Origin of the sequence: Sutterella wadsworthensis 2_1_59BFAA (assembly GCF_000297775.1) — a bacterium.
GTDB lineage: Bacteria > Pseudomonadota > Gammaproteobacteria > Burkholderiales > Burkholderiaceae_F > Sutterella > Sutterella wadsworthensis_A.
Map to the genome: position 1 here is coordinate 1 of NZ_JH815514.1, position 24,719 is coordinate 24,719.

The 24,719-nt window shown below is 62.1% G+C and carries 22 protein-coding genes; 17 read left to right on the top strand and 5 right to left on the bottom strand.

Annotated features, from left to right (window positions below; all coding sequences use genetic code 11):
- Positions 1–163 precede the first annotated feature (163 nt).
- Complete coding sequence (locus HMPREF9465_RS02130; protein ID WP_005433045.1) at positions 164–1,480, bottom strand: IS110 family transposase; 1,317 nt, start codon at positions 1,478–1,480, stop codon at positions 164–166.
- A gap of 279 nt (positions 1,481–1,759) precedes the next feature.
- Complete coding sequence (locus tag HMPREF9465_RS12160) at positions 1,760–2,377, bottom strand: hypothetical protein (protein WP_005433651.1); 618 nt, start codon at positions 2,375–2,377, stop codon at positions 1,760–1,762.
- 349 nt (positions 2,378–2,726) lie between these two features.
- Here HMPREF9465_RS12160 and upp point away from each other — a divergent pair, with 349 nt between their 5' ends.
- The 6 genes from upp to HMPREF9465_RS02165 all read left to right on the top strand — a co-directional run bounded on the left by upp (position 2,727) and on the right by HMPREF9465_RS02165 (position 9,861).
- Complete coding sequence (upp, locus tag HMPREF9465_RS02140; protein WP_005433652.1) at positions 2,727–3,374, top strand: uracil phosphoribosyltransferase; 648 nt, start codon at positions 2,727–2,729, stop codon at positions 3,372–3,374.
- Positions 3,375–3,742: 368 nt separating this feature from the next.
- Positions 3,743–4,570 carry a hypothetical protein gene (locus tag HMPREF9465_RS02145; RefSeq protein WP_005433653.1) on the top strand — a complete coding sequence of 276 codons (828 nt, stop codon included), beginning with the start codon at positions 3,743–3,745 and terminating at the stop codon, positions 4,568–4,570.
- 108 nt (positions 4,571–4,678) lie between these two features.
- Positions 4,679–5,464, top strand: coding sequence for a GntR family transcriptional regulator (locus HMPREF9465_RS12165; protein ID WP_005433655.1), 786 nt, complete (start codon positions 4,679–4,681; stop codon positions 5,462–5,464).
- 48 nt (positions 5,465–5,512) lie between these two features.
- Complete coding sequence (locus HMPREF9465_RS02155; RefSeq protein WP_005433657.1) at positions 5,513–6,190, top strand: ABC transporter ATP-binding protein; 678 nt, start codon at positions 5,513–5,515, stop codon at positions 6,188–6,190.
- Between the two features lie 241 nt (positions 6,191–6,431).
- Complete coding sequence (locus tag HMPREF9465_RS02160; RefSeq protein ID WP_005433659.1) at positions 6,432–8,081, top strand: fumarate hydratase; 1,650 nt, start codon at positions 6,432–6,434, stop codon at positions 8,079–8,081.
- Between the two features lie 430 nt (positions 8,082–8,511).
- On the top strand, positions 8,512–9,861 hold the full coding sequence (locus HMPREF9465_RS02165; protein WP_005433661.1) for an anaerobic C4-dicarboxylate transporter: 1,350 nt from the start codon (positions 8,512–8,514) through the stop codon (positions 9,859–9,861).
- Positions 9,862–10,218: 357 nt separating this feature from the next.
- Here HMPREF9465_RS02165 and HMPREF9465_RS02170 read toward each other — a convergent pair whose 3' ends face one another.
- Positions 10,219–10,896 carry a LuxR C-terminal-related transcriptional regulator gene (locus HMPREF9465_RS02170; RefSeq protein ID WP_005433663.1) on the bottom strand — a complete coding sequence of 226 codons (678 nt, stop codon included), beginning with the start codon at positions 10,894–10,896 and terminating at the stop codon, positions 10,219–10,221.
- A gap of 11 nt (positions 10,897–10,907) precedes the next feature.
- Positions 10,908–12,176: a hydantoinase/carbamoylase family amidase gene (locus HMPREF9465_RS02175; RefSeq protein WP_005433665.1), complete on the bottom strand. Its 1,269-nt coding sequence runs from the start codon at positions 12,174–12,176 to the stop codon at positions 10,908–10,910.
- A gap of 397 nt (positions 12,177–12,573) precedes the next feature.
- Here HMPREF9465_RS02175 and HMPREF9465_RS02180 point away from each other — a divergent pair, with 397 nt between their 5' ends.
- From HMPREF9465_RS02180 to HMPREF9465_RS02215, 8 genes are all read left to right on the top strand, one after another.
- On the top strand, positions 12,574–13,851 hold the full coding sequence (locus HMPREF9465_RS02180; protein ID WP_005433667.1) for an amidohydrolase: 1,278 nt from the start codon (positions 12,574–12,576) through the stop codon (positions 13,849–13,851).
- 223 nt (positions 13,852–14,074) lie between these two features.
- Positions 14,075–14,809 (top strand): YebC/PmpR family DNA-binding transcriptional regulator, encoded by a 735-nt coding sequence (locus HMPREF9465_RS02185; protein ID WP_005433669.1) that lies wholly within the window; start codon positions 14,075–14,077, stop codon positions 14,807–14,809.
- 218 nt (positions 14,810–15,027) lie between these two features.
- Entirely contained in the window at positions 15,028–16,311 is a 1,284-nt protein-coding gene (gene purD / locus HMPREF9465_RS02190) for a phosphoribosylamine--glycine ligase (protein ID WP_005433671.1), read from the top strand.
- A 206-nt stretch (positions 16,312–16,517) separates the two neighbouring features.
- The gene (locus HMPREF9465_RS02195; protein WP_005433673.1) at positions 16,518–17,171 is read left to right on the top strand and encodes a hypothetical protein; all 654 of its coding nucleotides are present in this window, start codon (positions 16,518–16,520) and stop codon (positions 17,169–17,171) included.
- Between the two features lie 8 nt (positions 17,172–17,179).
- A complete protein-coding gene (nadD, locus tag HMPREF9465_RS02200) occupies positions 17,180–17,872 on the top strand; it encodes a nicotinate (nicotinamide) nucleotide adenylyltransferase (protein ID WP_005433675.1) in 693 nt (230 codons plus the stop codon).
- A 13-nt stretch (positions 17,873–17,885) separates the two neighbouring features.
- Entirely contained in the window at positions 17,886–18,290 is a 405-nt protein-coding gene (gene rsfS / locus HMPREF9465_RS02205; protein ID WP_005433676.1) for a ribosome silencing factor, read from the top strand.
- Positions 18,291–18,293: 3 nt separating this feature from the next.
- Complete coding sequence (rlmH, locus tag HMPREF9465_RS02210) at positions 18,294–18,761, top strand: 23S rRNA (pseudouridine(1915)-N(3))-methyltransferase RlmH (protein WP_005433678.1); 468 nt, start codon at positions 18,294–18,296, stop codon at positions 18,759–18,761.
- A 5-nt stretch (positions 18,762–18,766) separates the two neighbouring features.
- Complete coding sequence (locus HMPREF9465_RS02215) at positions 18,767–19,399, top strand: Maf family protein (RefSeq protein ID WP_005433680.1); 633 nt, start codon at positions 18,767–18,769, stop codon at positions 19,397–19,399.
- An 82-nt stretch (positions 19,400–19,481) separates the two neighbouring features.
- Here HMPREF9465_RS02215 and HMPREF9465_RS02220 read toward each other — a convergent pair whose 3' ends face one another.
- Positions 19,482–19,820 (bottom strand): FKBP-type peptidyl-prolyl cis-trans isomerase, encoded by a 339-nt coding sequence (locus tag HMPREF9465_RS02220; RefSeq protein ID WP_005433682.1) that lies wholly within the window; start codon positions 19,818–19,820, stop codon positions 19,482–19,484.
- A gap of 373 nt (positions 19,821–20,193) precedes the next feature.
- On the opposite strand from HMPREF9465_RS02220, the gene HMPREF9465_RS02225 reads away from it, so the two are divergent.
- The 3 genes from HMPREF9465_RS02225 (at position 20,194) to HMPREF9465_RS02235 (ending at position 24,716) form a co-directional block, all read left to right on the top strand.
- Positions 20,194–22,323 (top strand): hypothetical protein, encoded by a 2,130-nt coding sequence (locus tag HMPREF9465_RS02225; RefSeq protein WP_005433684.1) that lies wholly within the window; start codon positions 20,194–20,196, stop codon positions 22,321–22,323.
- Positions 22,324–22,470: 147 nt separating this feature from the next.
- Positions 22,471–22,857 carry a hypothetical protein gene (locus tag HMPREF9465_RS02230; RefSeq protein ID WP_005433685.1) on the top strand — a complete coding sequence of 129 codons (387 nt, stop codon included), beginning with the start codon at positions 22,471–22,473 and terminating at the stop codon, positions 22,855–22,857.
- Between the two features lie 53 nt (positions 22,858–22,910).
- On the top strand, positions 22,911–24,716 hold the full coding sequence (locus HMPREF9465_RS02235) for an aminopeptidase P family protein (RefSeq protein WP_005433688.1): 1,806 nt from the start codon (positions 22,911–22,913) through the stop codon (positions 24,714–24,716).
- Positions 24,717–24,719 lie beyond the last annotated feature (3 nt).

Below are 24,719 nucleotides of genomic sequence, written 5' to 3' on the forward strand. Positions count from 1 at the left end.
CTTAGTATGAAAGCGGAAGCGCCGGAAACCAAAAAGAAAAAACACCCCCGGTAGGAATACTCGATTCCTATGTTGATGGGGCATTACTATGGACTCGCCCGGCCTGTGTCCCCGATTGTGTGTGCTGATTCAGGATTAAGGGCAACTCCAAGTATGAAGTGGCTTATGCCTTAGCGATTATCCATCCTCGAGCGGCTTTTTCCTTTTCGACGTCTGCAAGTGTCATCAGCCCATAACGCCTTAACGCGCGAATCCACCGAGGCCGGCGTTGACCATCCTGTTTAAAGACGCCTGTGTAATCGAACTCTTTGTCGATGTATGGTTTCTGATTCACAACCACCCAGTGGATCAGCAATGCCAGCTTGTGAGCTACTGCCATAACGGCCTTGCAGAATCCCTTGTGCTTCCACCCTCCGAATAGGACGGCAAGATGTGAGCCTTTGGTATGACACGCTGCTTGAGCGCATTCGGTAAGCACCTTTTTGATTAACCTTTGCCCATGAGGAGTCCTTCCGCTTTTGATTTGTCCGGCCGATTCGTTATTTCCCGGGCATACGCCCAGCCAACGAGCAAAAGCGTGTGGCGAGGAAAAATTTTCTACGAAGTCCGGTCCGATCATTGACATCAGCAACTGCGCAGATTTTTCACTGACGCCCGGGATAGTCGTCATTAGGCGAATGTTTTGTTTGACTTTCTCGCACTTCTTCAATTCACGGATGACCGTTTGTTCGAGAGTTTCGATTTCTTTGGTATGCGTCTCGATCAGTCTCAGGATTGATTGGACGATGTCCTTGTTAATTTGGGATAGTTCTCCGGAAACGGCATCCAGGATCTCCTCGATTGATTTTTTGCACAACGGATCAATCATGAGGGCGAGTTCTTCTCGGGGTGCATCTTCCAGAATGCCGGCGATGAGACTTTGGGAGGAAGCGCCGCCGATGTCGGCGAAAGCAACCGTAAATCTGAACCCGGAGTCATCCAGGACTTTCACAAGGCGATTTTTGAGGCGTTGACGTTCAGCAACAAGCGATTTGATTTGGGACTGAACCAATCTCAGCGAACGGTAAGGTTCTGCTGGAATAAACGAGGCTCGATAGAGGCCAAGGCGAGCAAGGTTGGCCAGCCATGTGGCATCACTTTTGTCGGTTTTGCGCTTGTCCGAACCACGATTAAAGATTCGCGGATTGATGAGGACTGGATGCAAATCAGCTTTTTCAAGATCACGGAAAGGCGCCTTCCAGAAAATGCCGGTGCTCTCCATAAGGATCAAGTCGGCGTTCTGTGAAGAGCACCATTCGGTAAGTCGTTGTCTACCGGAGTATGTGCCGGTGGATTCGAAGTATTCCTTTTCATGGACCTCGCGCCCTTTGGCGTCGTGCTGAACATGAACGGCGCAAGCGACCAGACGATTTTTGTGAACGTCCAGTCCTATCGTGCTGAAGTTGACGGTTGAGAGGTCATCGTTGCATTTGGCACGCATAACTGCCTCCGATGTATAGTTGAAGCATGGGGGGCAGTCTGCGAGTTAGTAGCCTATGAAGACTTTGTCAACAAGGTCTATTTAGTATTCGAGCAATGACGCTCAGACAGGGGATCGATACTCGCAGGCTCATTTTAGAAACGCGAAGGGATCGCACATCCAGCACCGAGCAACTACTGTCCCCCATAAGATTTTAGGGCGTACAACCGTGGTTGTACGCCCTAATTTAATTCCCCGCTTTCATGCGCAGGGGGGTGGCACTAAAGTGCTACACACCTCTTAGAAGAGGTCCTTGAAGACGCTCTTGCGGGCGCTGCTTTCTTCGGCGTCCGCCTTCTTTTCAGCTTCTTCAGCCAGAGCCTGCGTCGGCACGGCGGCGGAAACGGCGGAGGGCAGCGTCTCGACGACGCGCTTTTCCATGGCGCCGATCTGCGTCTGGACCTGGGCGGTCAGCTCGCCCTGAGCCCTCTTCTGGTCGTCGAAGAGAGCCTTGTAGCGCTCTTCAGCACGGACGGCCTCCTGACGGACGGCGGTGAGCGTCTCGTCGGAGCGGGCCGTCATGAGGGCCTCCAGCTTTTCAATGCGCTCGAGCAGAATGCGGTTGCTTTCGGCAAAGCGGCTCTTTTCGGCGTCGTCAGCCACGGTGCGGGCGTTGCGAGCCTCCTTGTAGGCGGCGCGAAGCTCAAGCGTGACGCTGGCCTGCTGCCAGACCATGTAGACGAGCAGCACGAAGACCACCGCGGCGAAACCGCCCACGACGAGAACGCCGAGCGGAGCCTGGATTTCGGTGTAGATCAGGTTGACGGCCGTGACGGTCGAGAGCGCCGTCCAGTTGATGACCAGAAAGACCGCCATCAGAATGAGGACGAACAGCAGAAAAATGGTACGAATCTTCATAAGGGCTCCGAAGCGTCCTGCCTGAAGTGATCGGCAGGACGAAGACGAACTGAGAACGCCGCGCTGCATGCACGGCCCCGCTTCACGGACAACTGTCCCGCGCTCCGCCCCCAAGGCGTCGCCGGAACGGCGCTATTTCGGGTTCATCATAGCAAATGCACAGTGCGACGAGGCAGGGTAATTGCCCGAAACTCCGTCAAAACGCCTTTGACTGATCGGGATCCCAATACTATAGTGTTAGGTTAGGCTAATTCTGACGGAGCGCCTCCCGAAGCGCACCCGCCCTTCCCACGCTCCGCCCACGCCCCGTCCGACCGGACGGCGGCCAACACGACTGAGGCAACATTTCATGCGTACCGATTCCCGCTTTCCCCGTCTTCACATCGTCGACCATCCCCTCATCGAGCACAAGCTCTCCCTGATGCGCGACAAAAACACCGGCACGCAGGACTTCCGCACGCTGCTCCATGAAATCGCGCTCCTGATGGGCTACGAAGTCACCCGCGACTTCCCGACGAAGCTCGAGGACATCGAAACCCCGATCTGCGCGACCAAGTCGCCCATGCTCGTCGAAAAGGATCCCGTCATCGTTCCAGTCCTGCGCGCCGGCCTCGGCATGACCGACGGCCTCCTCGCCCTGCTTCCCGCCGCCCGCGTCGGTCACATCGGCGTCTACCGCAACGCCCAGCACGAACCCGTCGAATACCTCGTGCGCCTGCCCGACGCTCCCAACAGCAACTACATCGTCGTCGACCCGATGATCGCAACGGGCCACTCCGCCGCCTACGCCATCGAGATCCTCAAGCGACGCGGCGTCAGGGGCGAGCAGATCCACTTCATGGCGCTCGTCGCCGCCCCCGAAGGCATCAAGGTTCTGAGCGAAGCCCATCCCGACATCGACATCTTCGTTGCAGCCCTTGATGAAAAGCTCAACGATCGCGCCTACATCGTGCCGGGCCTCGGCGACGCAGGCGACCGAATCTTCGGCACCCTCTAACAAGGCGCCTCACCACTTCAGGACGGCTGGACATCCGGCCGTCTTTTTTTTGCCCGCCATTTTCATGATTTTTTTTGACCATAATTTTTACGGGTTTACCCTTGAGTATTGCTATTTGTGAGTATTTTTGACCGCTTCAACTCCGTACAACTACGCAAAACTACCAAAAATCGGACTCGAAGCCACTCGCCTAGTCTCATTTCATTTGATAAAAGTCAAACTTACATAATCCTTAAGGGCGCATCATACGGTCTGACATGATCTGCCGGCTTTCGTCGGCGCTTAGCCCCCCCATAGAACCGGCGCGGACCCTGTCAAGCATCCGCCCGGATTCCATGAACCAAACAAAGCTCACAAAGGAAAGACAAATGTCTACCCCTGATTCCGTCAAGTACTCCAACACCCCGACCGCGACTGAAAACGTCTGGGGCGCCGGCCTCAAGGACGCCAAGCGTCAGTCTCCGTCCACGGCTCTCGCCGACGTCGCCCAGTCCGTCACGGGCGTCATCCTCGGCATCTTCCTGTTCTGCCACATGGCCTTCACGTCCTCCGTGCAGATCAGCAAGGACCTCTTCGCCAACCTGATCAACACCTCCGGCGGCATGTTCATGTTCGCTGAAGAACAGGCTTGGCTGCACGTCGTCTTCGTCGGCTTCATCACGCTCTGCGTCGTGATCCACGCCTTCTGCGCCCTTCGCCGCTTCCCGACGTCCTACCATCAGCTCCGTGACATCAAGGCTCACTACAAGATGCTCCGTCATGAAGACACGACGCTCTGGATGGTTCAGCTCGTCACGGCCTTCCTCCTCTTCATCTTCGTGTTCCCGCACCTCATCTCCATGCTCTGCAACCCGCATGGCTTTGACGTGAACCTGATCGGCGTCCACACCCATCACATGGGCATGATCTACACGTTCGTGTTCCTCGTCATCACGGAACTCCACGGCATGATCGGTCTGTACCGCCTCGCCGTCAAGTGGGACATCTTCGCCAAGAACCCGGAAACGGACATCATCGACCAGCGCAACGGCGACCGCGCCGGTCTTCGTAAGACCTTCCTCTTCATCGCCCTTCTCATGATCGTCTGCGGCACGCTCACCGCCTGGAAGAACTACTCCATCGGCGCTGAACTGATCGAGAACGGCCAGGAAGCCACGCGTTACGTCCTCGCTGACGAAAACAACTGGTGGAAGTAATCAGTACTCGGGCTGACAGCGAAGTTCTCCTTCAGCCAACTGAATACTGACCAAAAAAGAACTCCCGCGGGACTTGCTCCGGCGGGAGTTTTTTCATACCCTCTCGGCATGACCACCATCAAATCCACCCGCACGCCTCTCTGGAGCCGCCTCGCACAGACGCTCGCAGGCGACATACTCTCGGGGCGCCTCCCCGTGGGCAGTCTCCTGCCCACGGAGGCCCAGCTCATGAACGACTACGGCATGAGCAGGCACACCGTGCGCTCCGCACTCGCGGAGCTCGTCCATCTGGGGCTCATCAGGCGCTCTCCGCGCCGCGGCACGATCGTGACGGGTGACGGACGCGGAGCCGAATTCACGGCCAGCCTCGTCCCGTCGCTCCCTGCCGACGCAGGCGGGCGCACGCTTCTGAGCATCCGCCGCATGATCTGCGACGAGGACACGGCCGCCCGCACGGGCTTTGCGCTTCTCACCCCGCTCATCACGCTCACCATGCTCACGAAGGGACCCGACGGTCGTGCCGTCGCCCGCACCGAGCTCTGGGTGCGCGACGCCGCAAGGGACCTCATCCCATACCTCACGCCGCAGAGCCCGCGCTCCGTCCTTGCGCTTCTCGAGGAGCATGCGGGCGTGCGCTGCCGCTCCATGCACCAGAGCGCCGAAGCCGCCGCACTCGACGAGGCGTGCTCGAAGCTCTTCGGCGTGCCCGAGGGCTCTCCCGCACTCGTCGTGACCCGCACCTATCTCGACCGCCGTCCGGTGCCGCTCATTCACGCCGTCGAAACGCGCCCCGCCGGCGTCAGGGCCTGCGAGACGGTCTTCCTTCGATCGACAGCCGCACGGACGGCCGAACATGAGGGCTCACCCGCATCGGAACCTATACCAACGGACTAATCGAAACCGACTTTCGACCGATTTTCTTCGTAGGGCGAAGTGCCTATCATGGCTGACACCGTGATCAAACACCCTCAAGCCATGCTTCAGCTTCGCCTTTCCAACTTCAGTGTCGCCTATCAGGGCATTCCCGCCGTCGTCAACCTCTCCCTCACGCTCACCGCGGCGACGGTCAATCTTGTAACGGGCGTGATCGGCGCAGGAAAGACCACGCTTCTCAAGGCCCTCTCGGGCATGATCGGGCACACGGGCAGCATCGAGCTCACCGAGGGCGCCAGGCGCTTCGGTGCCGATGGCGCGGGCGCCCTGCTCCAGCCCCTTTCGCGCAGCCTCATCTCCCCCTACATGACGGTCACGCAGTTCCTGCAGATAGGCCTCATGCAGAACACCTGGCAGCTTCCGCCCGATGCAGGCGAACGCGTCACCGACGCACTGGCCCGCTGCAGGCTCGAGCCCCTCGCACACTCCCCGATCTCCGTCCTCACGCCCGAACAGTACCGCCTCGCCGAGGTCGCGCAGCTCTTCGTACAGCAGCCGCGCGTCATCCTTCTTGACGAGCCTTCCCGCTGTCTTTCAGCCGAATCGGCGACATCAGTATTAACCTGTATTTCCAAGTGGGTACGAGACACCCGCAACATCGCCGTGGTGGCCGCCGAGGGCGTCATCCCCGCCGCAAACGTCGACCGCATCCTCACGCTTGAGCGCGGCAAGCTCATGAACGCCTGATTTTCCTAGGGGCGCATGGAGAAACGTTAAGAACGCCCCCGAACCTACCTCCTTATCAAAGGATCCTTGATTCTTGCCCGAACTAAGGCATCCTCCTTATTCAGTCTCCTTAGAAGGAGGTAGATAATTGGTGATAGAAATCGTCCGCCCGGACCAGTGGCAAAACTTTGTCACAAGGCGGACGCTCATCATGGCCGCCCAACCCCTGCGGCCGTCACTTACTGAATAAGGCAAAGACATCATGGCTCAGACTCCCGCATTTAAATATGCGCCCATGTTCCAGACCGGCGAAGACAAGACCGAATACTATCTTCTGACGAAGGACCACGTCAGCGTCGGTGAATTCGAAGGCAAGAAGATCCTCAAGGTCGAAGCCGAAGGCCTCACCAAGCTGATCAACCGCGCCTTCCACGACGTGAACTTCATGCTCCGTCGCGAACACAACGAACAGGTTGCCAAGATCCTCTCCGACCCTGAAGCCACGGCCAACGACAAGTACGTCGCCCTGATGTTCCTCCGCAACGCCGAAACCGCCGCCAAGGGCATCCTCCCGTTCTGCCAGGACACGGGCACGGCCATCGTTCACGGCGAAAAGGGCCAGCAGGTCTGGACCGGCTACTGCGATGAAGAAGCCATTTCCAAGGGCGTCTACAAGACCTACACCGAGGAAGCCCTCCGCCAGTCCCAGAACGCTCCGCTCACGATGTACGAGGAAGTGAACACGAAGTGCAACCTTCCCGCCCAGATCGACATCGAAGCCACCGAAGGCGCCGAGTACAAGTTCCTCTGCGTGGTCAAGGGCGGCGGTTCCGCCAACAAGTCCTACCTCTATCAGGAAACGAAGGCCGTCCTCAACCCGGCCAAGCTCGTTCCCTACCTCATCGAAAAGATGAAGAGCCTCGGCACGGCCGCCTGCCCGCCGTACCACATCGCCTTCGTGATCGGCGGCACCTCCGCCGAACGCACGATGCTCACGGTGAAGCTCGCCTCCTGCCACTACTATGACGGTCTGCCCACCACCGGCGACGAAACCGGCCGCGCCTTCCGCGACGTCGAGCTCGAACAGCAGCTCCTCGAAGAAGCCTGGAAGATCGGCCTCGGCGCCCAGTTCGGCGGCAAGTACATGGCCCACGACATCCGCGTCATCCGCCTGCCGCGCCACGGCGCCTCCTGCCCGATCGGCATGGGCGTCTCCTGCTCCGCCGACCGCAACATCAAGTGCAAGATCAACGAAGAAGGCATCTGGGTTGAAAAGCTCGACGACAATCCCGCCCGCCTGATCCCCGAAGAACTCCGCAAGCCGGGTGAAGCCGGCGGCGTCACCATCGACCTGAACCGCCCGATGAAGGAAGTTCTCGCCGACCTGACGAAGTACCCCGTCTCCACGCGCCTGCTGCTCAACGGCACGATCATCGTGGCCCGCGACATCGCCCACGCCCGCATCAAGGAACGCCTTGACCGCGGCGAAGGCCTGCCCGACTACATCAAGAACCATCCAGTCCTCTACGCCGGTCCCGCCAAGACGCCGGAAGGCTACGCCTGCGGCTCCATGGGCCCGACAACCGCCAACCGCATGGACCCGTACGTTGATCCGTTCCAGGCTGCCGGGGGCTCCATGGTCATGATCGCCAAGGGCAACCGCACCCAGGTCGTCACCGACGCCTGCAAGAAGCACGGCGGCTTCTACCTCGGCACCATCGGCGGCGTCGCTGCCGTGCTCTCGAGTGACTGCATCAAGAGCATCGAATGCATCGAGTATCCGGAACTCGGCATGGAAGCCGTCTACCAGATCCGCGTCGAAAACTTCCCGGCCTTCATCCTGGTCGACGACAAGGGCAACGACTTCTTCCAGCAGCTCAAGCCTGTCACGATCGCCTGCAAGAAGGCCTGATCTCCGGCTCACTGACTAACTGAAGTCACAAGGGCGTCCTTTCATACGAAAGGACGCCCTTTCACTTGGGAAATACCCTTTTAGAGGTTAGGGTTAACCCAAATCCAAATCATCTGAAGGCGAAAACGGGCGGAGAAGTCACGCGCCGCAGCCCTGCCTCGATGTTCGACACCCCTTCTTACAATTGCTCCCCCATTTTCCACATTCCTTCTCCCGCTAGGGAAACCCATGAGAAAATCACCCTTGTGCGACAGGATAAGGGAACCGCCCTAGGGGTTTACACCATCAGTAACAAGATTTTTCTGTAAAGAAAAAGGGAGATCCCCCCGATTTATGTCCATAGGTCAAAAGAAGATCAGAATTATCCCCCCAGAGGTAGAAGAATCGACACAATTAGCAATGTCCTCACAACTTGACTGCGAGAATTAACATGCTCGGTTTTGACTTCTGGGCGCAACTGGTCATCGTTCTGGTTGCCCTCTTCTACGGCGCCCGCAAGGGCGGCATGGCCCTCGGCCTCATTGGCGGCATCGGCCTCATCATCCTCGTCTTCGGCTTCCATCTGAAGCCGGGCAAACCCCCGGTCGACGTCATCCTGACGATTCTGTCCGTGATCTGCGCCTCCGCCGCCCTCCAGGCTGCCGGCGGCCTCGACTGCCTCCTTCAGATCGCAGAAAAGATGCTCCGCAAGCACCCGCGCGCGGTCTGCTTCCTCGCTCCGTACCTCTGCTGGTTCCTCGCCCTTCTCTGCGGCACGGGCCACGTTGTGTACACGATGCTCCCGATTATCTACGACGTCGCCATCAAGAACGGCATCCGTCCGGAACGCCCGATGGCCGCTTCCACCATCGCCTCCCAGATGTCCGTCATCTGCTCGCCGGCCGCTGTTGCCGCCGTGTCGATGATCGCCCTCTGTGACGGCTACCTGGTTGGTGGCAAGGCCTTCGGCTTCATCCAGCTCTTCAGCATCACGATCCCGGGCGCCCTCGTCGGCCTCTTCGCGATCTCCGTCTTCTCCATGTTCCGCGGCAAGGACCTCGACAAGGACGAAGAATTCCAGAAGCTCATCGCCGATCCCGAACAGCGCAAGTACGTCTACGGCGAAACGACGACCCTCATCGGCAAGACCTTCCGTCCCGAACAGTGGGCCTCCCTCTGGATCTTCCTCGCCACGGTTGCTGCCGTCGCCGTCTTCGGCATGTTCCCTGAACTTCGCCCGATCATCGGCAAGAAGGCCCTCTCCATGACGCTGATCATCCAGATGTTCATGCTTGCCTGCGGTGCCTTCATCGTGATCTTCTGCAAGACCCGCGCTTCCAGCATCGGCAAGACCCCGGTCTTCTCCGCCGGCTGCGTCGCCATCACCGCCGTGTTCGGCGTGGCCTGGATGGCTGACACGATGTTTGCCGCTCACCTTGCCGACCTCAAGGCCGTCATGACCGAAATCGTTCGCCAGTATCCCTGGGCCTACGCTCTCGTCCTGATCCTTACGTCCAAGCTCGTGAACTCTCAGGCTGCCGCCGTCGCAACCATCGTTCCGGTCGCCCTCTCCATCGGCGTTCCCCCGGGCCTCGTGGTTTCCTGCGCCGCCGCCTGCTACGGCTACTACATCCTGCCGACCTACCCGTCCGACCTGGCCGCTCTCCAGTTCGACCGCTCCGGCACGACGCACATCGGCCGCTTCGTGATCAACCACTCCTTCATTCTTCCGGGTCTGATCGGCGTGTTGACCGCCACGGCAACGGGCTATGTCCTTGGCCTCATCTACGGTTTCATCTAATCTAAGAACTACACTGAGGACAACAGATGCAACCTGAGCCGGCAGACCACCGGCTCCGGCCAACAAGCACAGTGAAGGGACAATGCGAAAGCATTGTCCCTTTGCATTTTCAGGTCTTCCCCGCCGCCTCCTCGCCCCGCAGGACCGCCCTTTCCTTCTTTTCCCTCTTTCATTTCCGCCCTATCATCAGACGACCGTCACGCCCCAGGCCCCGCCCGCCAAACGCACGCACGCAAACTCGCGCCGCTTCTTCAGGCCCCTACATCCATCCCTGCGCATGGACGACAAAAAGGCACGCCTCCCAGCGGGAAAGCGCACCTTTTCTTCAGTTCAGTTTTGGGATTACTGCAGATTCGCTCAGAACCTGCCTGCGGTCTTCACCTTGAAGCCGTGTTCCGACGCCCAGACGGCGAGCTCCACGCGGGAGCGGAACTTGAGCTTCTTGAGCGTGTGCTTGACGTGAACCTTCACCGTTCCCTCGGAAATGCCCAGGCACTTGGAGATCTCGAGGTTCGAGATCCCCGCGGCCACGTAGCCGAGCACGTCCTGCTCGCGGCTGGTCAGCTCGCTCACGCGGCGGACCTCCTCGACGGCGTAGGAGTCGCCGCGAAGCTTTTCGGCAAGCGCCGAAGTGACCTTCTCGCTCACGGCCATGCCGCCCTGCGCGGTCTTCCTGAGCTGTTCGACGAAGTCGCTCGGCGTAATCGTGCGAAGCAGGTAGCCGTTCGCCTCAAGGCGGATGGCCCGCATGAGCTGGCCGGAACTGTCAGCCGAGCTCATCACCATCACGACGCGCGTGGCGGGCTGGCGGTACTTGATCTCCTTGAGAAGATCAAGCGCAGAGTACTCCTCGGCCTCGAGGCTCATCACGACGATGTCGGGGCCGAGCGAGGAAAGGCCGAGGGCCGTGTCGCCCTCGCCCGTCTGGCCGAGCACCTGAAACTCCCCGGTTGCGTTCAGGAGATCCGCCATCGCCTTGCGAAAGAGCGGATACTCGTCCACGAGCACGACCGAGATCAGCTTGCTCCTGTCCATAGCAACCACCTTTAGTCGAACTGACGAACCGTCTGCCAAAGGAGGTCGGTACCTGTCATGAAATCCTTCATGATCATTTCCTCATGAGGATTGTGCGAGCCGTTCTGGTTGGCGATGAAGATCATGCCGACGGGAATGCCGGCGGCGCCGATCACGGCGGCGTCATGGCCCGCGCCCGAGGGCAGGCGCATGCACGGAATGCCGTTGTCTTCGGCGGCCTTGTAGATGCGGTCGGAGAGGGCCTGATCGACGAGACCGGGGGCCGTGTAGAGCGGCTTGTCGAAGTCGAAGCGCACGCCGCGTTCCTTTTCAAGGGCGGCAGCCTCTTCGAGCAGCAGCTGGTGGAAGCGCTCGCACGTGTCGGCGCTCAGGCTGCGCATGTCAAGCGTGAAGCTCACTTCTCCGGGAATGACGGAGATGGCGGCGGTCGCACCCGTGCGGATGACGCCGACCGTGAAGACGAGGTCTTCGCCGCGGTCGAGCCATTCCTGCCAGTGATTATCCATGCGGCTCAGAAGCGCCGCCGTGGCCATCACGGCGTCATGACGGAACTCCTTGTTCACGGCGCCCGAGTGGGCCGTTTCGCCGTGGCACACCACGTTCTTGTGGCGGACGTTGCCGCGGATGCCCGTGACGACGCCGACGCGGACCTTGTCGTTGCTCGTGAGCGTCGGACCCTGCTCGATATGCAGTTCGACGAAGCAGGCGATCTTCTTCAGATCGACGATCGGCGTGCCGGCGGTGAGCTTGCTGGGATCAAGGCCGCAGGCCGAGATGCACTGGCCGAGCGTGATGTCCTCCGTGCGGTGGCGCAGCATCAGGTCGGACTGCGTCAGGCGGCCCATCATGCCGAGCGAGCCCACGTAGGCCTTGCCGAAGTAGGAGCTTTCCTCGCAGCGCATCATGAGGACCGTGTAGTCGCGCTCGAGCTGGACCTGATGGCGGTGCATCCACCAAGCGACCGTGAGCGCGGCGGTCACGCCGGCCAGGCCGTCGTAGTTGCCGCCCTGCGGAACGCTGTCAACATGGCTGCCGGCAACGAAGGCGGGAAGCGTGCGGTCGCGGCCGGGCATCGTCATCCAGACGTTGCCTGCGTCGTCGGCGCGGACTTCAAGGCCGATGTCGCGGCCAAGGCCCTGCAGGTAGTGCAGGACGTCCGTCTCAAGCTCGCTGTAGCCCTGACGGGAAACGCCAAGCGTGTCCGCCGACATGCGGCGGACGGTGTCGAAAATCGCCTTTGCATACTTCAGACCTTCGGTCTGCAGTCCAGTAACTGACATTTGCTGTCTCCTTCATTGTCGGATCGTCGTTTTCAGGGCTTCAGGTTGTCTTTTACGTGCACTCTTTCCGGCGCATGCAGTCGGCCCATGTTGGAAATACTACCAAGGGATTACAGCCTACCCCCTAAGAGAGAGAAGGAAAGCACCATTTCTTTGACACGAGATAAAGGAGCGGGGAGGCTTCACGTTTCTCATGTTGCTTTTAGGCTTGAGGCGTGCGCGAGTAGGCAAAAAAAACGAACGATCCCTAGGCAGTCCGCCTTACGGTTTATCCTGATGCGGATTTCCACCAAGAGGCACATAATTCTCTTATCGACCTTTGCCCTCGATTCGCTTTCGCCTTCAATACCCCGAAAGTGATAGAGGACGCACTTTATGGAAATTGAGGAGAAGTCCAATGACCTGCACCTGCGCCTACCATGACCAGCTGATCGAAATCCGCCGCCATCTTCACACGATGCCGGAGGAAGGCTGGAGCGAATTCACCACGACCGCCTTCATCGTCGGCAAGCTGCGTGAATACGGCTACGAAGTGCTGCTCGGCAAGAAAGTCATCAATCCCGACAACTGCCTCGGCCGCAACCTCAAGGTTGTTGAAGCCGGCCTCAAGCTCGCCCGCGAGAACGGCGTGAGCGAAGAGCTCCTCGCCGAAATGGACGGCCTCACGGGCTGCGTCGGCGTGATGGACACGGGTCGTCCCGGCCCCACGCTCGCCATCCGCTTCGACATCGACTGCGTCCCCGTCACGGAATCCACCGAAGACTGCCACATCCCCGCTCGCGAAGGCTTCATCTCCAAGCGTCCGGGCCTGATGCACGCCTGCGGCCACGACGCCCACACCTCCACCGGCCTGGCCGTCGCCCACTGGTTCGCCGACAACGTCGACCAGATGAACGGCAAGATCAAGATCCTCTTCCAGCCGGCTGAGGAAGGCGTCCGCGGCGCCGCCGGCATGGCCGCCTCCGGCATCCTTGACGACGCCGACTACTTCCTCGGCGCCCACATCGCCATGATGTGCAAGTCCGGCGAAGTCTCCGTCAACCCCTACGGCTTCCTCTGCACGACGAAGCTCGACGTCACCTACACGGGCCGTCCGGCTCACGCCGGCGTCGAACCCAACGCTGGCCACAACGCCATGGCCGCCGCCTGCAACGCCTTCGTGCAGTTGCTCGGCATCGCCCGCCACGGCAGCGGCATGACCCGCATCAACGTGGGCCAGCTCGTTGCCGGCGAAGGCCGCAACGTGATCCCGTCGCACGCCGTCATGAAGATGGAAGTCCGCGGTGAAACCGGCGAAATCAACCAGTACATGTACGATTCCGCCGTCAACATCATCAAGGGTTGCGCTCTGAGCCAGAACTGCGAGTACACCATCGAGAAGATGGGCGAGGCCGTCGACCTCACCAACGACCCCGAACTCGTCAAGGTTCTCACGGAAGCCGTCGGCAACGTCGAAGGCATGACCGCCCGTCAGGATCCGATGAACTTCGGCGGCTCTGAAGACGCCACCATCCTCGCCCGTCGCGTTCAGGCGCACGGCGGCAAGGCTGCGTTCTTCGTGCTCGGCGCCGATCGTCCGTCCGGCCACCACACGGCCAAGTTCGACATCGACGAAAAGGCGCTCGACAAGGGTCTCGCCGTCTGGGCGAACGCCATCAAGCTGATCCTGAAGTAATTCATCAGCAGGTCATCTGACCGAAAGGCCGGTCCGCCTGTCGCGGGCCGGTCTTTTTTGTTTTAAAATACTCGACCTTATCCGCTCCGGCCCATGCGCACAGCACAGAGTTCGCCGGCAGCAGGACCCTCATTCCCAAAGAACACAGGCGCGCGGCAACGCACCATGAATGCCCGAGAGGCACGGGTTGCCCGGCCGTTTACTGCATATCGAAAGGATCATCATGGCAGGTCATTCCAAGTGGGCCAACATCCAGCATCGCAAGGGCCGTCAGGACGCCAAGCGCTCCAACCTCTGGACGAAGCTGGTTCGTGAAATCATCGTGGCCGCCCGCATGGGCGGCGGCGATCCGGAGTCCAACTCCCGTCTCCGCCTCGCCCTGATCAAGGCCCGCGGCGGCAACGTGCCCAAGGACACCATCTCCAACGCCATTCTCAAGGGCACCGGCCAACTCGAAGGCGTCTCCTACGAAGAAATCCGCTACGAAGGCTACGGCATCGGCGGCGCTGCGCTCATCATCGACTGCACGACCGACAACCGCGTCCGCACGGTCGCCGACGTCCGCCACGCGCTCACGAAGCACGGCGGCAACCTCGGCACGGAAGGCTCCGTCTCCTTCATGTTCAAGCACATCGGCGAGTTCGTCTTCGCCCCCGGCGTCACGACCGAAGACGCCGTGATGGAGATCGCCCTTGAAGCCGGCGCCGACGACGTCGTCTCCGACGAAGACGGCTCCATCGAAGTCACGTGCGAACCGGCCGCCTTCGACGCCGTTTCCAAGGCCTTCGAAGCCGCCGGCATCGAGCCCGTCGTCTCCGAAATCACGTACAAGGCCCTCAACGAAGTCAAGCTCACCGGCGAAGATGCCGAAAAGATGCAGAAGCTGATCGACGCCCTTGAGGATCTCGACGACGTCCAGCAGGTCTACACGTCCGCCGACTTCGACGACGAAGAATAATCGGACTGCGTCCGATGCCGAAGCCCGTTCAGTCACTTGAGCGGGCTTTGCTTTTACCTGGCGCGTCAAGGGGACAGCCGGACGCCTCGGGCGGTACAATAGGGCGTTCCCACCGGGAGCTCCGGCATCGACGGAGCACGACAGAATTTCACCTTCCTGGGAGCTCTCTCCCACAACTCCGGCGCCCCGCGCCGGTCCGTTTCTAAGAGACCATCAAAATGAACCTTCTCGTTGTTGGCAACGGCGGTCGTGAACACGCTCTCGCCTGGCGCCTCGCTCAAAGCGATCGCGTGACCAAAGTTTTCGTGGCTCCCGGCAATGCCGGCACGGCCCTGACGCCCCGTCTTGAAAACCTTCCGATCACCGACATCGACCAGCTGATCGAATTCGTCAAGAGCAACAACATCGCCTTCACGGTCGTGGGTCCCGAAGCCCCGCTCGCCGCCGGCATCGTCGACAAGTTCCGCGCCGCCGGCCTGCGCATCTTCGGCCCGACGAAGGCCGCCGCGCAGCTCGAAAGCTCCAAGGACTTCGCCAAGGCCTTCATGAAGCGTCACAATATTCCGACGGCCGACTACGAATCCTTCACGGATCCCGAAGCCGCCCACGCCTACGTCCGCCGCAAGGGCGCTCCGATCGTCGTCAAGGCCGACGGCCTTGCCGCCGGCAAGGGCGTCGTCGTCGCCATGTCCGAACAGGAAGCCCATGACGCGATCGACATGATGCTCGAAGGCCACACCTTCGGCAACGCCGGCGCCCGCGTCGTGATCGAGGACTTCCTCGACGGCGAGGAAGCCTCCTTCATCGTGATGGTCGACGGCGAAAACATTCTTCCTATGGCCACCTCCCAGGACCACAAGCGTCTTCTTGACGCCGACCAGGGTCCCAACACGGGCGGCATGGGCGCCTACTCCCCGGCTCCCGTCGTCACGCCGGACATTCACGCCCAGGTCATGCGCGAAATCATCCGCCCGACCGTTCAGGGCATGGCCGCCGACGGCATCCGCTACACCGGCTTCCTCTACGCCGGCCTCATGATCTCGCACGGCGCCGACGGCAAGCCCATCGTCCGCACGCTCGAGTTCAACTGCCGCTTCGGCGACCCGGAAACGCAGCCGATCATGATGCGCGTCAAGAGCGACTTCTCCGAAATCATCGAAGCCGGCATCGACGGCAAGCTCGACAGCGTTGAAGTCGAATGGGATCGCCGCACCGCACTCGGCGTCGTCTGCGCCGCCCGCGGCTACCCGGCTCACCCCGAAAAGGGCGCCGTCATCGAAGAGCTGCCTGAAAACACCGCCGAACAGATGGTCTTCCACGCCGGCACGGCCCTCAACGAAGAAGGCCTGACGGTCGTCTCCGGCGGCCGCGTCCTCTGCGTCGTCGGCCTCGGCGAATCCATCGCCGCCGCCCAGAAGTCCGCCTACGCCGCCGCGCGTCAGGTGAAGTTCGACGGCATGCAGATGCGTTCCGACATCGGCTACCGCGCCCTGAACCGCTGATAGCCCGGATCCGAACGGTCCCACAGGGCCGCCTCCCTCTGCGCAGGGTGGCGGCCTTTTTCATGCCCGCGACATGCAGCTTTCTTGATTCGCTCTCCCGCAGGGGATGTCCGAACGGGACAGGCGGGCTATACTGAAACCACGGCGGGGGTGCCTTCAGGGCAAAGCCCCGCATCCGACCAACACCGTTCGACCCAGCCACACAGATGCATCCTGCCTTTCTTTCAAAGCTCCCGGCCCTCCTGGCAGGCGCCCTGCTTCCGCTCGCTCTCGCGGGCGGCGCGCATGCCGAGAAAATCACCGGCCCGTTCGCCTACCCGACGGGCCTGCTTGACGCGCCGGCCACTCTGACGACGCCGCTCGGCCGCGACGCCCGCATCGGCAAGCCCCGCATCGTGCTCGAAAGCACCAGGCTCGAGGATCTTGCCGCCATGACGGGCGCAACCCGCCTTTCGGAGGGCGACGGCGTCTTCCGCCGCGACACGCTCTGCCTCACGGGCACCACCCACGGCAAGCCCATGATCGTCTGGTTCATCGCCACCGACAGCGACTTCGTGACCGAAGCGCAGCTCGAGTGGGCGGGTGAGCGCACGGTCCCCGAAATCTGCCGCAGGCTCGACGCCGAGCACCTTCCCGTCCAGATCGGCCGCATTGGTCTTGGCATGGAGTCCGCACTCGTTAACGAGCTTCTCGGCCGCGCCTCCTACAAGGACGAAGCGGGCTGGCACTACTGGTTCAGCCAGCGCTTCCTTCGCAACAAGCGAGGACTGCAGGAGCTCGAGCTCAACTGGCTGGCCGTTCACTATGACGACGACGGCCTCGTCGACAAGACGTTCTCCTCCCAGGTGACCAACCTCTGAGCCACCCTATGACCGACAGTCTTGCGCTATATTCCGCGCGCCGCGGCCTGGGCATTCTCGGCGGCACGTTCGATCCCGTGCACGCGGGGCACCTCTGTCTGGCCAGAGCGGCGCTCGACGCCGTTCCGCTCGTGCGCGTCGAGCTCATGCCCGCAGGCGAGCCTTGGCAGAAAAGCCGAATCTCGCCCGGCATTCACCGCTTGAACATGCTTCGCATTGCAGTAGAATACGAGCCTCAATGCCGCATCAACACGTCGGAACTCTGCCGAAGCGGTGCAACCTACACCATCGACACGGTCAGCCGGCTTCGCGAGGAGGTCGGGCCCGACATGCCGCTGGTCCTCATCCTCGGCAGCGACCAGTGGTTCAACCTCTCCACCTGGAGGGAGTGGCAGTCGCTCACCGACTTCGTGCACATCGCGTACTGCGCCAGGGACGGCGTGCGCGAATCCGAAATTCCCGAAAGCCAGGCCCTCTGGGCCGCGCCCCGCATGACCGAGGCGCGAAAGCTCGTCTTCTCGCCTTCGGGCAGGATCGCCCGCTTCGAAATGGCGCCTCACCGCGCTAGCGCCACCGCCATCCGCCGCACGCTTGCCAGAGAACCCTTTGCCCGCGCCATGTCGTCGCTCGACGGCTGGCTCGACCCCGGCGTTGCCTCCTACATCCGGACGCACGGACTCTATCAGCCCGCGCGCCATTAACCTCAAGTGAAACATGAACATCGAAGAACTCACCCAGCTCGTCGTCAACGCCCTTGAAGACGTCAAGGCCAAGGACATCAAGGTCTTCAACACCGAAGGCCTCACCGACCAGTTCGAACGCGTCGTCATCGCTTCGGGCACCTCCAACCGCCAGACCCGCGCCCTCGCCTACTCCGTCTCGCACGAAGTCAAGCAGGCCGGCGGCGACGTTCTCGGCATGGAAGGCCAGGAAACGGGCGAATGGGTCCTCGTCGACCTCGGCCCCGTCGTCTGCCACTGCCTGCAGCCCAACGTCCGCGACTACTACAACCTCGAAGAGATCTGGGGCGGCAAGGAAGTCTTCCTGAAGGCCAACGAAGAGTGCGCCTCCCGCCTGATGCCGCATCGTCCGGGCCACATGCCCGAAGACTTCGAATAAGTCATGCAGATCCGCATCGTGGCCGTCGGCCAGCGCATCACCGAGTGGGCGCAGTCGGCCGTCTCCGACTATCTGTCGCGCTTTCCGCGCGACTTCAGGGTCGAGCTCAGGGAAATCCGCACCGAGCCGCGCGCAGGCCAGACGCCCGCGCGCCTCATGGCGGCTGAAGCCGAGCGCATCCTCGCCGCCATCGAACCCGACGACTTCGTCGTCGTGCTTGACGAGCACGGCAAGGATCTCACGACGATGGACCTCGCCAGACACTTCTCGCACTGGCGCGCCGACGGCGAAACGCCCGTCTTCGTGATCGGCGGCCCCGACGGCCTCGCCCCCGAGGTGAAGGCCAGGGCCAACCTGACGATCCGGCTTTCGTCGATGACCCTGCCGCACGCCTTTGCGCGCGTCATGCTCTCCGAGCAGATCTACCGCGCATGGTCGATCCTCGCAGGCCATCCCTACCATCGAGCCTGACACCGATGTCCAGCAAAACGATTTTCCTTGCGAGCAAGAGCCCGCGCCGCCGCGACCTGCTCACACGCCTCGGCTACGACGTTCGCGTCATCGCGAGCAACGCCCATACGCTCATGGCCTTCGAGGGCGACGAAGTCGTCCTGCCCGACGAGGCGCCCAAGGCCTACGTGCTGCGCACCGCGCGCAACAAGTTCCTTGAGGGCCTCGGCGTCAAGAACGCGGGCGAGTTCGCGGGCGTGCGCCTGCCCATCGTCGCCGCCGACACCGTCGTGAGCCTCGGCAACGAGATCCTCGGCAAACCCCGCGACTTCGACGAGGCCTGCCTCTTTCTCGAAAAGCTCTCCGGCCGCACCCACGACGTGCGCACCGCCGTCTACGTCGGCCTCTCCGAAACGGCCTGCGACTGGCGCATTTCGCACTCCACGGTGAGCTTCCGCGAGCTCACGCACGACGAAATCGAGGCCTACGCCAACAGCGGCGAGCCCTACGACAAGGCGGGCGGCTACGGCATCCAGGGCCTTGCGAGCATCTTCATCTCGAACATTTCGGGCAGCTACACCGGCATCATGGGACTCCCCGTTTACGAGACGGCCGAGCTCCTCGCCAATGCGGGCCTTCCCGTGTTCAATGCTCAATAAGTCGACCTGTTGCAAACAGTCATGAAAAAAGCCCGCTGACGCGGGCTTTTTTCATGACTGCCGAAGCGGCCTCAATCCGGTCTTAGTAGACCTTCACGAGCTCGACTTCGAAGATGAGCGTAGCGTTGGGCGGAATGCAGCCCGGGACGCCGTAGGCGCCGTAGCCGAGATGAGCGGGGATCGTAAGGCGGCGCTTCTGGCCTTCGCGCATGCCGACGACGCCCATGTCCCAGCCCTTGATGACCATGCCGACGCCGCAGACGAACTCGAGCGGCTCGCCGCGATCAAGACTGGAGTCGAACTTCGTGCCGTCCTCGAGCCAGCCCGTGTAGTGTGCGGCGATCGTATCGCCCTTCATCGCCTGACGGCCGGTGCCTTCGGCGAGTTCCTCGATCTTGAGATCTTTCAATTCTTCCTGCATGGGTGTAGCCCTCGTGTGTAGGTTGCTGATGACACAATCTTACAGCGTCAAGCCGTTGCTCTGGCAACAGGGATGCATTCGACGTTTCCGCCGTGTACAATGAATGCGCCGTCCGACAAGCCTTCACCGTCGGACGCGATGACCTTCAGCCTGCCATCCCGCAGATCCGCCTCCCTTCGCATCAGAGGGCACGCGGAACGGACCGCGGCGCACACCCGCGCGCCCGCAGACACTATTCCTGACAGGCTGCTCCCGCACGCCACAGCGTTTTGGCGGGCACATCCGATTTCGATTCCGCATACACCCAACCGACGCGAAGGGGCGCCCTCTTCTTTTCCGCGCATTCCGTGTCGGCGTGCATTGCTCAAGAACGATGACAAAAGACGAAAAAATCTCGAATTTCGAGCGCGTGCTGTCCTGGCTGCCCGAAGCCTTCAAGAGCTGGGCGACCTCCAATCCGTTTCTCTCCAGCACCCTCAACGAAGTCCTGAACGAACGCGACACGCGCCTCTCCGGCACGCCCTGCACGTCCCGCCTCAAGACCGCGGTAACGGCCCTGCTGCAGAAGCTTCAGGACCGCCGCGACAAGAGCGCCGCCCTGATTCTCGCCGCCTCGCGCGAAGCCGAGGAGACCGCCTTCACGCTGGCCTCCCGCATGTCCGAGGGCACCGGCCTCAGGATCGCCGCCACGACGGGCGTGCGTGACGGCGCAGGCCTCGCCGCCATCTTTGCCACCGCACCCGACCTCGTCGTCACGAATCCCAAGGTGCTGAAAAAGGTCTTCGACAAGGGTTTCGTAGCCCCCGAAGCCTTCCGCACGATCCTCGTCGACGGCGCCGAATGGCACGACGTCATGGGCGACACGGACCTCATCGCTTCGCTCGTCGAGCGCTTTCCCGCCGCCCTCCAGCTGATCGTGACGGGCCCCGTCGTCGTTGAGACAACCGAGGACCCCTACAACGCCATGCTGCACGCCCCCGCCTACTGCAGGGCGCCCGACGAGGCGGCGCGTGAAACCGCCCCCAAGGAACGCGTGGTACTCGTACCCGAAGAGAAGATGAGCGAGACACTCGCCCGCGAGGCTGAAAAGACGCCCGTACTCTTCCTGGTCTCGACCCCTACCGAAAGCACCCGCGTCACGGGCCTTCTCAAAGAGGCGGGCATCGCCGCCAAGCGCGCCACCGCAACCCAGTCCGCCTCGGCCCGAGAGACGCTCGTCCTCAAGTTCATCGCAGGCCGCGTCGAGCACCTCGTCATGCCGCACTCGGTCATCGGCGAACTCGAGCACAATCGCGCCTCCCGCGTGATCCTCACCGACCTCTCAGGTGGTCCCGAACCCTATCTCGAGCATTTGGCCCTGACGGCCGACGGCACGGGCGAGCTCGTGACGATCGTCACGCCCGAAACGCTTCCGCTCTTTGAAAAGCTCCTCGTCGCCGCCGAAAAGCGCCTGACGCTTGAAAATCCGTACAACCTTCCCGAGCCCCGCACCGTTATCGGCCAGCTTCTGCGCCGCGAAAAGCTCACGATCCGCACGAAATACGGCCGCACGGCCGAGTCCACCGAGGGCGACAGGGGCGAGCAGGACGACCGCGGCGAAGGCCGCAGCCGCTGGGAGCGCCGCAAGTCGAAGAACGGCCAGCGCAAGGACAGGAAGGATGGTTTCCGAAAGGACCGCAAGGACTTCAGAAAGGATGAGCAGGGCAAGACCTTCGGCAAGAAGCCTCGCAAGGCCGCCAAGCCCCACAGGGACGAAGCCCTCCCCGTCGAGGCCGCAGCCCCCGAAGCCGATGCCGTTATGCAGCCTCAGGCCGCTCCCGCCGAGGGCGCCGCCTCCGAGCAGGCTCAGACCCGCAAGCCGCGCAAGTCCTTCACGGAGCGCCGCTTCGGCAAGAACCGTCCCTTCAAGCAGCGTCAGGAAGACGCCGCCGAAACTTCCTCCGCACCCGTCGAGGCGCAGGCCGTCCCCGCCGCCGAAGCCGGAGCCCAGGACAAGTCCCGCAAGGACCATTTCAAGAACTTCCGCCGCAAGTCGCGCAAGTTCCAGAACGGTGAGGGCGAAGCCTCCCGAACGCAGGAAAAGCCCGTTCAGAACGCAGACTCCGAACAGGCGGCCGCAGGCGACAGGAAGCCTCAGGAAAAGAAGACCTTCGAAAAGAAGCCCTACGAGAAGAAGCCTTTCGAGAAGAAGCGCGACAGGAAGAAGCCCGCAAGGCAGGACGCCGAGGCAAAGCCCCGCCAGCAGGACTGGGACGACGACAACTTCGGCAATTCGATCCACTACCAGCCCAAGCGCCAGAATCTCCGCGGGCTGCCCAGCGACCAGCAGATCCACTGGGAGCCGACGGATCCCTACCATCCGTCCTCCCAGGCCCTCAGCCTGCCTCAGATCATGCCCGACGAAAACCGCCGCGGCGGCTACGTCAACGGCAATGTGAACGGCAACGTGAAGGGCGGCTTCAACCGAAGCCGCAGGAACTACCGCAAGAAGCGCGAGGGCTGATCCACGAGCGCCCCGCACGCCGACAAGTGTTTACAGAAGCGCCGGATGTTTTTACGGACATCCGGCGCTTTTTCTCTAAAATAGATCTGTTTTACCTACCCGATCGAGTTCGTCCGGCCTCCTCACACGAGGGCCGGCAGCCAGAAAATGTCCGCTTCGCTTCCCGTCCGCAGTCTTCTCGCCGCCACCGCCGCCATGCTCCTGCTTTCCGCCTGCTCCACCGCCTACTACACGGGCGACACGATCAGCGGCCCCGCCCAGCGCATGAAGCGCGACGCCGACGGCAACCTGCACGACCCGCTCCTCGACGCTCCGAACCGCTCCCTGATGACGTGCACGTCCGAAGCACCCGTTACGGTGCTCCAGCGCGTGGGCGAAGTGCCCTTCGCCTGCCCCGACCTCGGCGTCTCCGCCACGCTCGACGAGCTGCGCGACGCCGGATGGCGCATTCTGAGGCTCGACATCGGCGAGGACCTTGAAAGCGACTCCCACGTGGGCTTCCCCGTCACCGTTCAGGTCCGCAAGCTCTTCTGATGCGCCCCGCCCTGCGCAGGCTCTTCGGGACTTTCTTCATCTGAGGCATCGTCATGAACCAATCGAGCGCCGAACGGCTCGGCAAATTTCGACAGACCATGAAGGACCGGGGGCTTGACGCCTGGATCGGCCGCATCGTCGATCCGCATCTCTCGGAATACGTTCCCGAACACTGGCAGTCCGTTGCCTGGCTCACGGGCTTCACGGGCAGCACCGCCCGCCTGTGCGTGACGCAGGGCGCTGCCGCGCTTCTCGTCGACAGCCGCTACTGGGAGCAGGCCGAAGGCGAGCTCGACGGAGCGCCCTTCGAAGTCGTGAGGCTCGGTGCGCCCGACGCCCCCTCGCAGGAGGCCTGGCTTTCGCAGCATCTCACCCGCGGCCGCGTCGGCCTCGCCCCCGAACTCTGGAGCGAATCGGATGTGCGCCGCATCCGCACATCACTCGCCGACTGCGGACTTGAGCTCGCGCTCGTCCCCGATCTCTTTGACGACGTCTGGACCCAAGGCCGTCCCGCCCGTCCGCAGACCGCCGTCACCCCGATGACGCAGGATTCCTCAACCGTTGCAGACAGGCTCGCCCGAGTCCGCGAAGTGCTTCGCGACCGCGCTAGCGAAGCCCTGTGCCTGCACTCGCTCGACGACATCGCCTGGCTCACGGGCTGCCGTGCGGCCGACATCAAATTCAATCCCGTCTTCCTCGCGAGCATGATCGTGACCGACAGCGAGGCCCTTCTCTATACGGAAGCCTCCAGATTCACGCCCGAACTCCTTGGCGCTCTGGCCGCACAGGGCATCGAAGTTCGAGCACCCGAATCGCTCGCAGGGGACATCTCCGCGCTCTCGAGGGACCTCGTCTTCATGGCCGACCCCGACCGCCTTCCCGCCTCGATCTTCGGACTCCTCGAGCGCGTCCCCGTCGAGGCGCTCTCGCCCGTCACGCTCATGAAGAGCCGCAAGTCCGAGGAGGAGCTCGAGGGCATCCGCCGCGCCATGGTCTCCGACGGCGTCGCGCTATGCGAATTCTACGCGCTGCTTGACGAGCGACTCGCCGAAGGCGCCGTGCTCACCGAATCCGACGTCGCGAACATGCTCGACTCAGAACGCGCCGCACGCCCCGACAACAGGGGCCTGAGCTTCGGCACGATCTCCGCCTTCGGCCGCAACGCCGCGCTTCCACACTATGCGCCGAAGCGCGAAACGGCCGCAGTCCTCACGGACGGGCTTCTTCTCATCGACTCGGGCGGGCAGTACGAGGCGGGCACGACCGACATCACCCGCATGACGGCCGTCGGCCGCATCGACGACGACATGAAGCGCGACGTCACGCTCGTGCTCAAGGCCCACATCGCGCTTGCACGCGCCGTCGTTCCCGCAGGCGTCTCGGGCTCGCAGCTCGACGCCATCGCACGCGCGCCCCTCTGGGCCAAGGGCCTCGACTTCGGACACGGCACGGGCCACGGCGTGGGCTGCCGCCTCAACGTCCACGAAGGTCCCTTCCACATCTCCCCGCGTGCAACGAAGACGGGCGAGCTCGGTCTCCAGGCAGGCATCCTCGTCTCCGATGAACCCGGCCTCTACCGTCCCGGCCACAGGGGCGTGCGCATCGAAAACCTGATCGTCGCCCGCAGGGCTGCGTCCACGGAGTTCGGCGAATTCCTCGCGTTCGACGTCGCAACGCTCTGCCCGATCGACCTCAGAACCGTCGATGTTTCGCTCCTCACGCCCGACGAAGTGGCCTGGCTCGACGATTACCATGGGAAAGTCCTGACCGCCCTTCAAAACGAGGCGCTTTCTACTCGCGCACAGGCATGGCTCAAGGCCCGCACGGTCCCCGCCTTCCGTTCCAGAAACATTGTGTAACAC

What these genes read in the sequence shown, in the direction of transcription:
- HMPREF9465_RS02160 (WP_005433659.1), top strand. Translation starts at nt 6,432, where the DNA reads ATGGCTCAGACTCCCGCATTTAAATATGCGCCCATGTTCCAGACCGGC.
- HMPREF9465_RS02180 (WP_005433667.1), top strand. Translation starts at nt 12,574, where the DNA reads ATGACCTGCACCTGCGCCTACCATGACCAGCTGATCGAAATCCGCCGC.
- HMPREF9465_RS12160 (WP_005433651.1), bottom strand. Translation starts at nt 2,377, where the DNA reads ATGAAGATTCGTACCATTTTTCTGCTGTTCGTCCTCATTCTGATGGCG.
- HMPREF9465_RS02145 (WP_005433653.1), top strand. Translation starts at nt 3,743, where the DNA reads ATGTCTACCCCTGATTCCGTCAAGTACTCCAACACCCCGACCGCGACT.
- upp (WP_005433652.1), top strand. Translation starts at nt 2,727, where the DNA reads ATGCGTACCGATTCCCGCTTTCCCCGTCTTCACATCGTCGACCATCCC.
- HMPREF9465_RS02185 (WP_005433669.1), top strand. Translation starts at nt 14,075, where the DNA reads ATGGCAGGTCATTCCAAGTGGGCCAACATCCAGCATCGCAAGGGCCGT.
- HMPREF9465_RS02215 (WP_005433680.1), top strand. Translation starts at nt 18,767, where the DNA reads ATGTCCAGCAAAACGATTTTCCTTGCGAGCAAGAGCCCGCGCCGCCGC.
- HMPREF9465_RS02220 (WP_005433682.1), bottom strand. Translation starts at nt 19,820, where the DNA reads ATGCAGGAAGAATTGAAAGATCTCAAGATCGAGGAACTCGCCGAAGGC.
- HMPREF9465_RS02230 (WP_005433685.1), top strand. Translation starts at nt 22,471, where the DNA reads ATGTCCGCTTCGCTTCCCGTCCGCAGTCTTCTCGCCGCCACCGCCGCC.
- HMPREF9465_RS12165 (WP_005433655.1), top strand. Translation starts at nt 4,679, where the DNA reads ATGACCACCATCAAATCCACCCGCACGCCTCTCTGGAGCCGCCTCGCA.
- nadD (WP_005433675.1), top strand. Translation starts at nt 17,180, where the DNA reads ATGACCGACAGTCTTGCGCTATATTCCGCGCGCCGCGGCCTGGGCATT.
- HMPREF9465_RS02165 (WP_005433661.1), top strand. Translation starts at nt 8,512, where the DNA reads ATGCTCGGTTTTGACTTCTGGGCGCAACTGGTCATCGTTCTGGTTGCC.
- rlmH (WP_005433678.1), top strand. Translation starts at nt 18,294, where the DNA reads ATGCAGATCCGCATCGTGGCCGTCGGCCAGCGCATCACCGAGTGGGCG.
- HMPREF9465_RS02195 (WP_005433673.1), top strand. Translation starts at nt 16,518, where the DNA reads ATGCATCCTGCCTTTCTTTCAAAGCTCCCGGCCCTCCTGGCAGGCGCC.
- HMPREF9465_RS02225 (WP_005433684.1), top strand. Translation starts at nt 20,194, where the DNA reads ATGACAAAAGACGAAAAAATCTCGAATTTCGAGCGCGTGCTGTCCTGG.
- purD (WP_005433671.1), top strand. Translation starts at nt 15,028, where the DNA reads ATGAACCTTCTCGTTGTTGGCAACGGCGGTCGTGAACACGCTCTCGCC.
- HMPREF9465_RS02235 (WP_005433688.1), top strand. Translation starts at nt 22,911, where the DNA reads ATGAACCAATCGAGCGCCGAACGGCTCGGCAAATTTCGACAGACCATG.
- HMPREF9465_RS02175 (WP_005433665.1), bottom strand. Translation starts at nt 12,176, where the DNA reads ATGTCAGTTACTGGACTGCAGACCGAAGGTCTGAAGTATGCAAAGGCG.
- HMPREF9465_RS02155 (WP_005433657.1), top strand. Translation starts at nt 5,513, where the DNA reads ATGGCTGACACCGTGATCAAACACCCTCAAGCCATGCTTCAGCTTCGC.
- rsfS (WP_005433676.1), top strand. Translation starts at nt 17,886, where the DNA reads ATGAACATCGAAGAACTCACCCAGCTCGTCGTCAACGCCCTTGAAGAC.
- HMPREF9465_RS02130 (WP_005433045.1), bottom strand. Translation starts at nt 1,480, where the DNA reads ATGCGTGCCAAATGCAACGATGACCTCTCAACCGTCAACTTCAGCACG.
- HMPREF9465_RS02170 (WP_005433663.1), bottom strand. Translation starts at nt 10,896, where the DNA reads ATGGACAGGAGCAAGCTGATCTCGGTCGTGCTCGTGGACGAGTATCCG.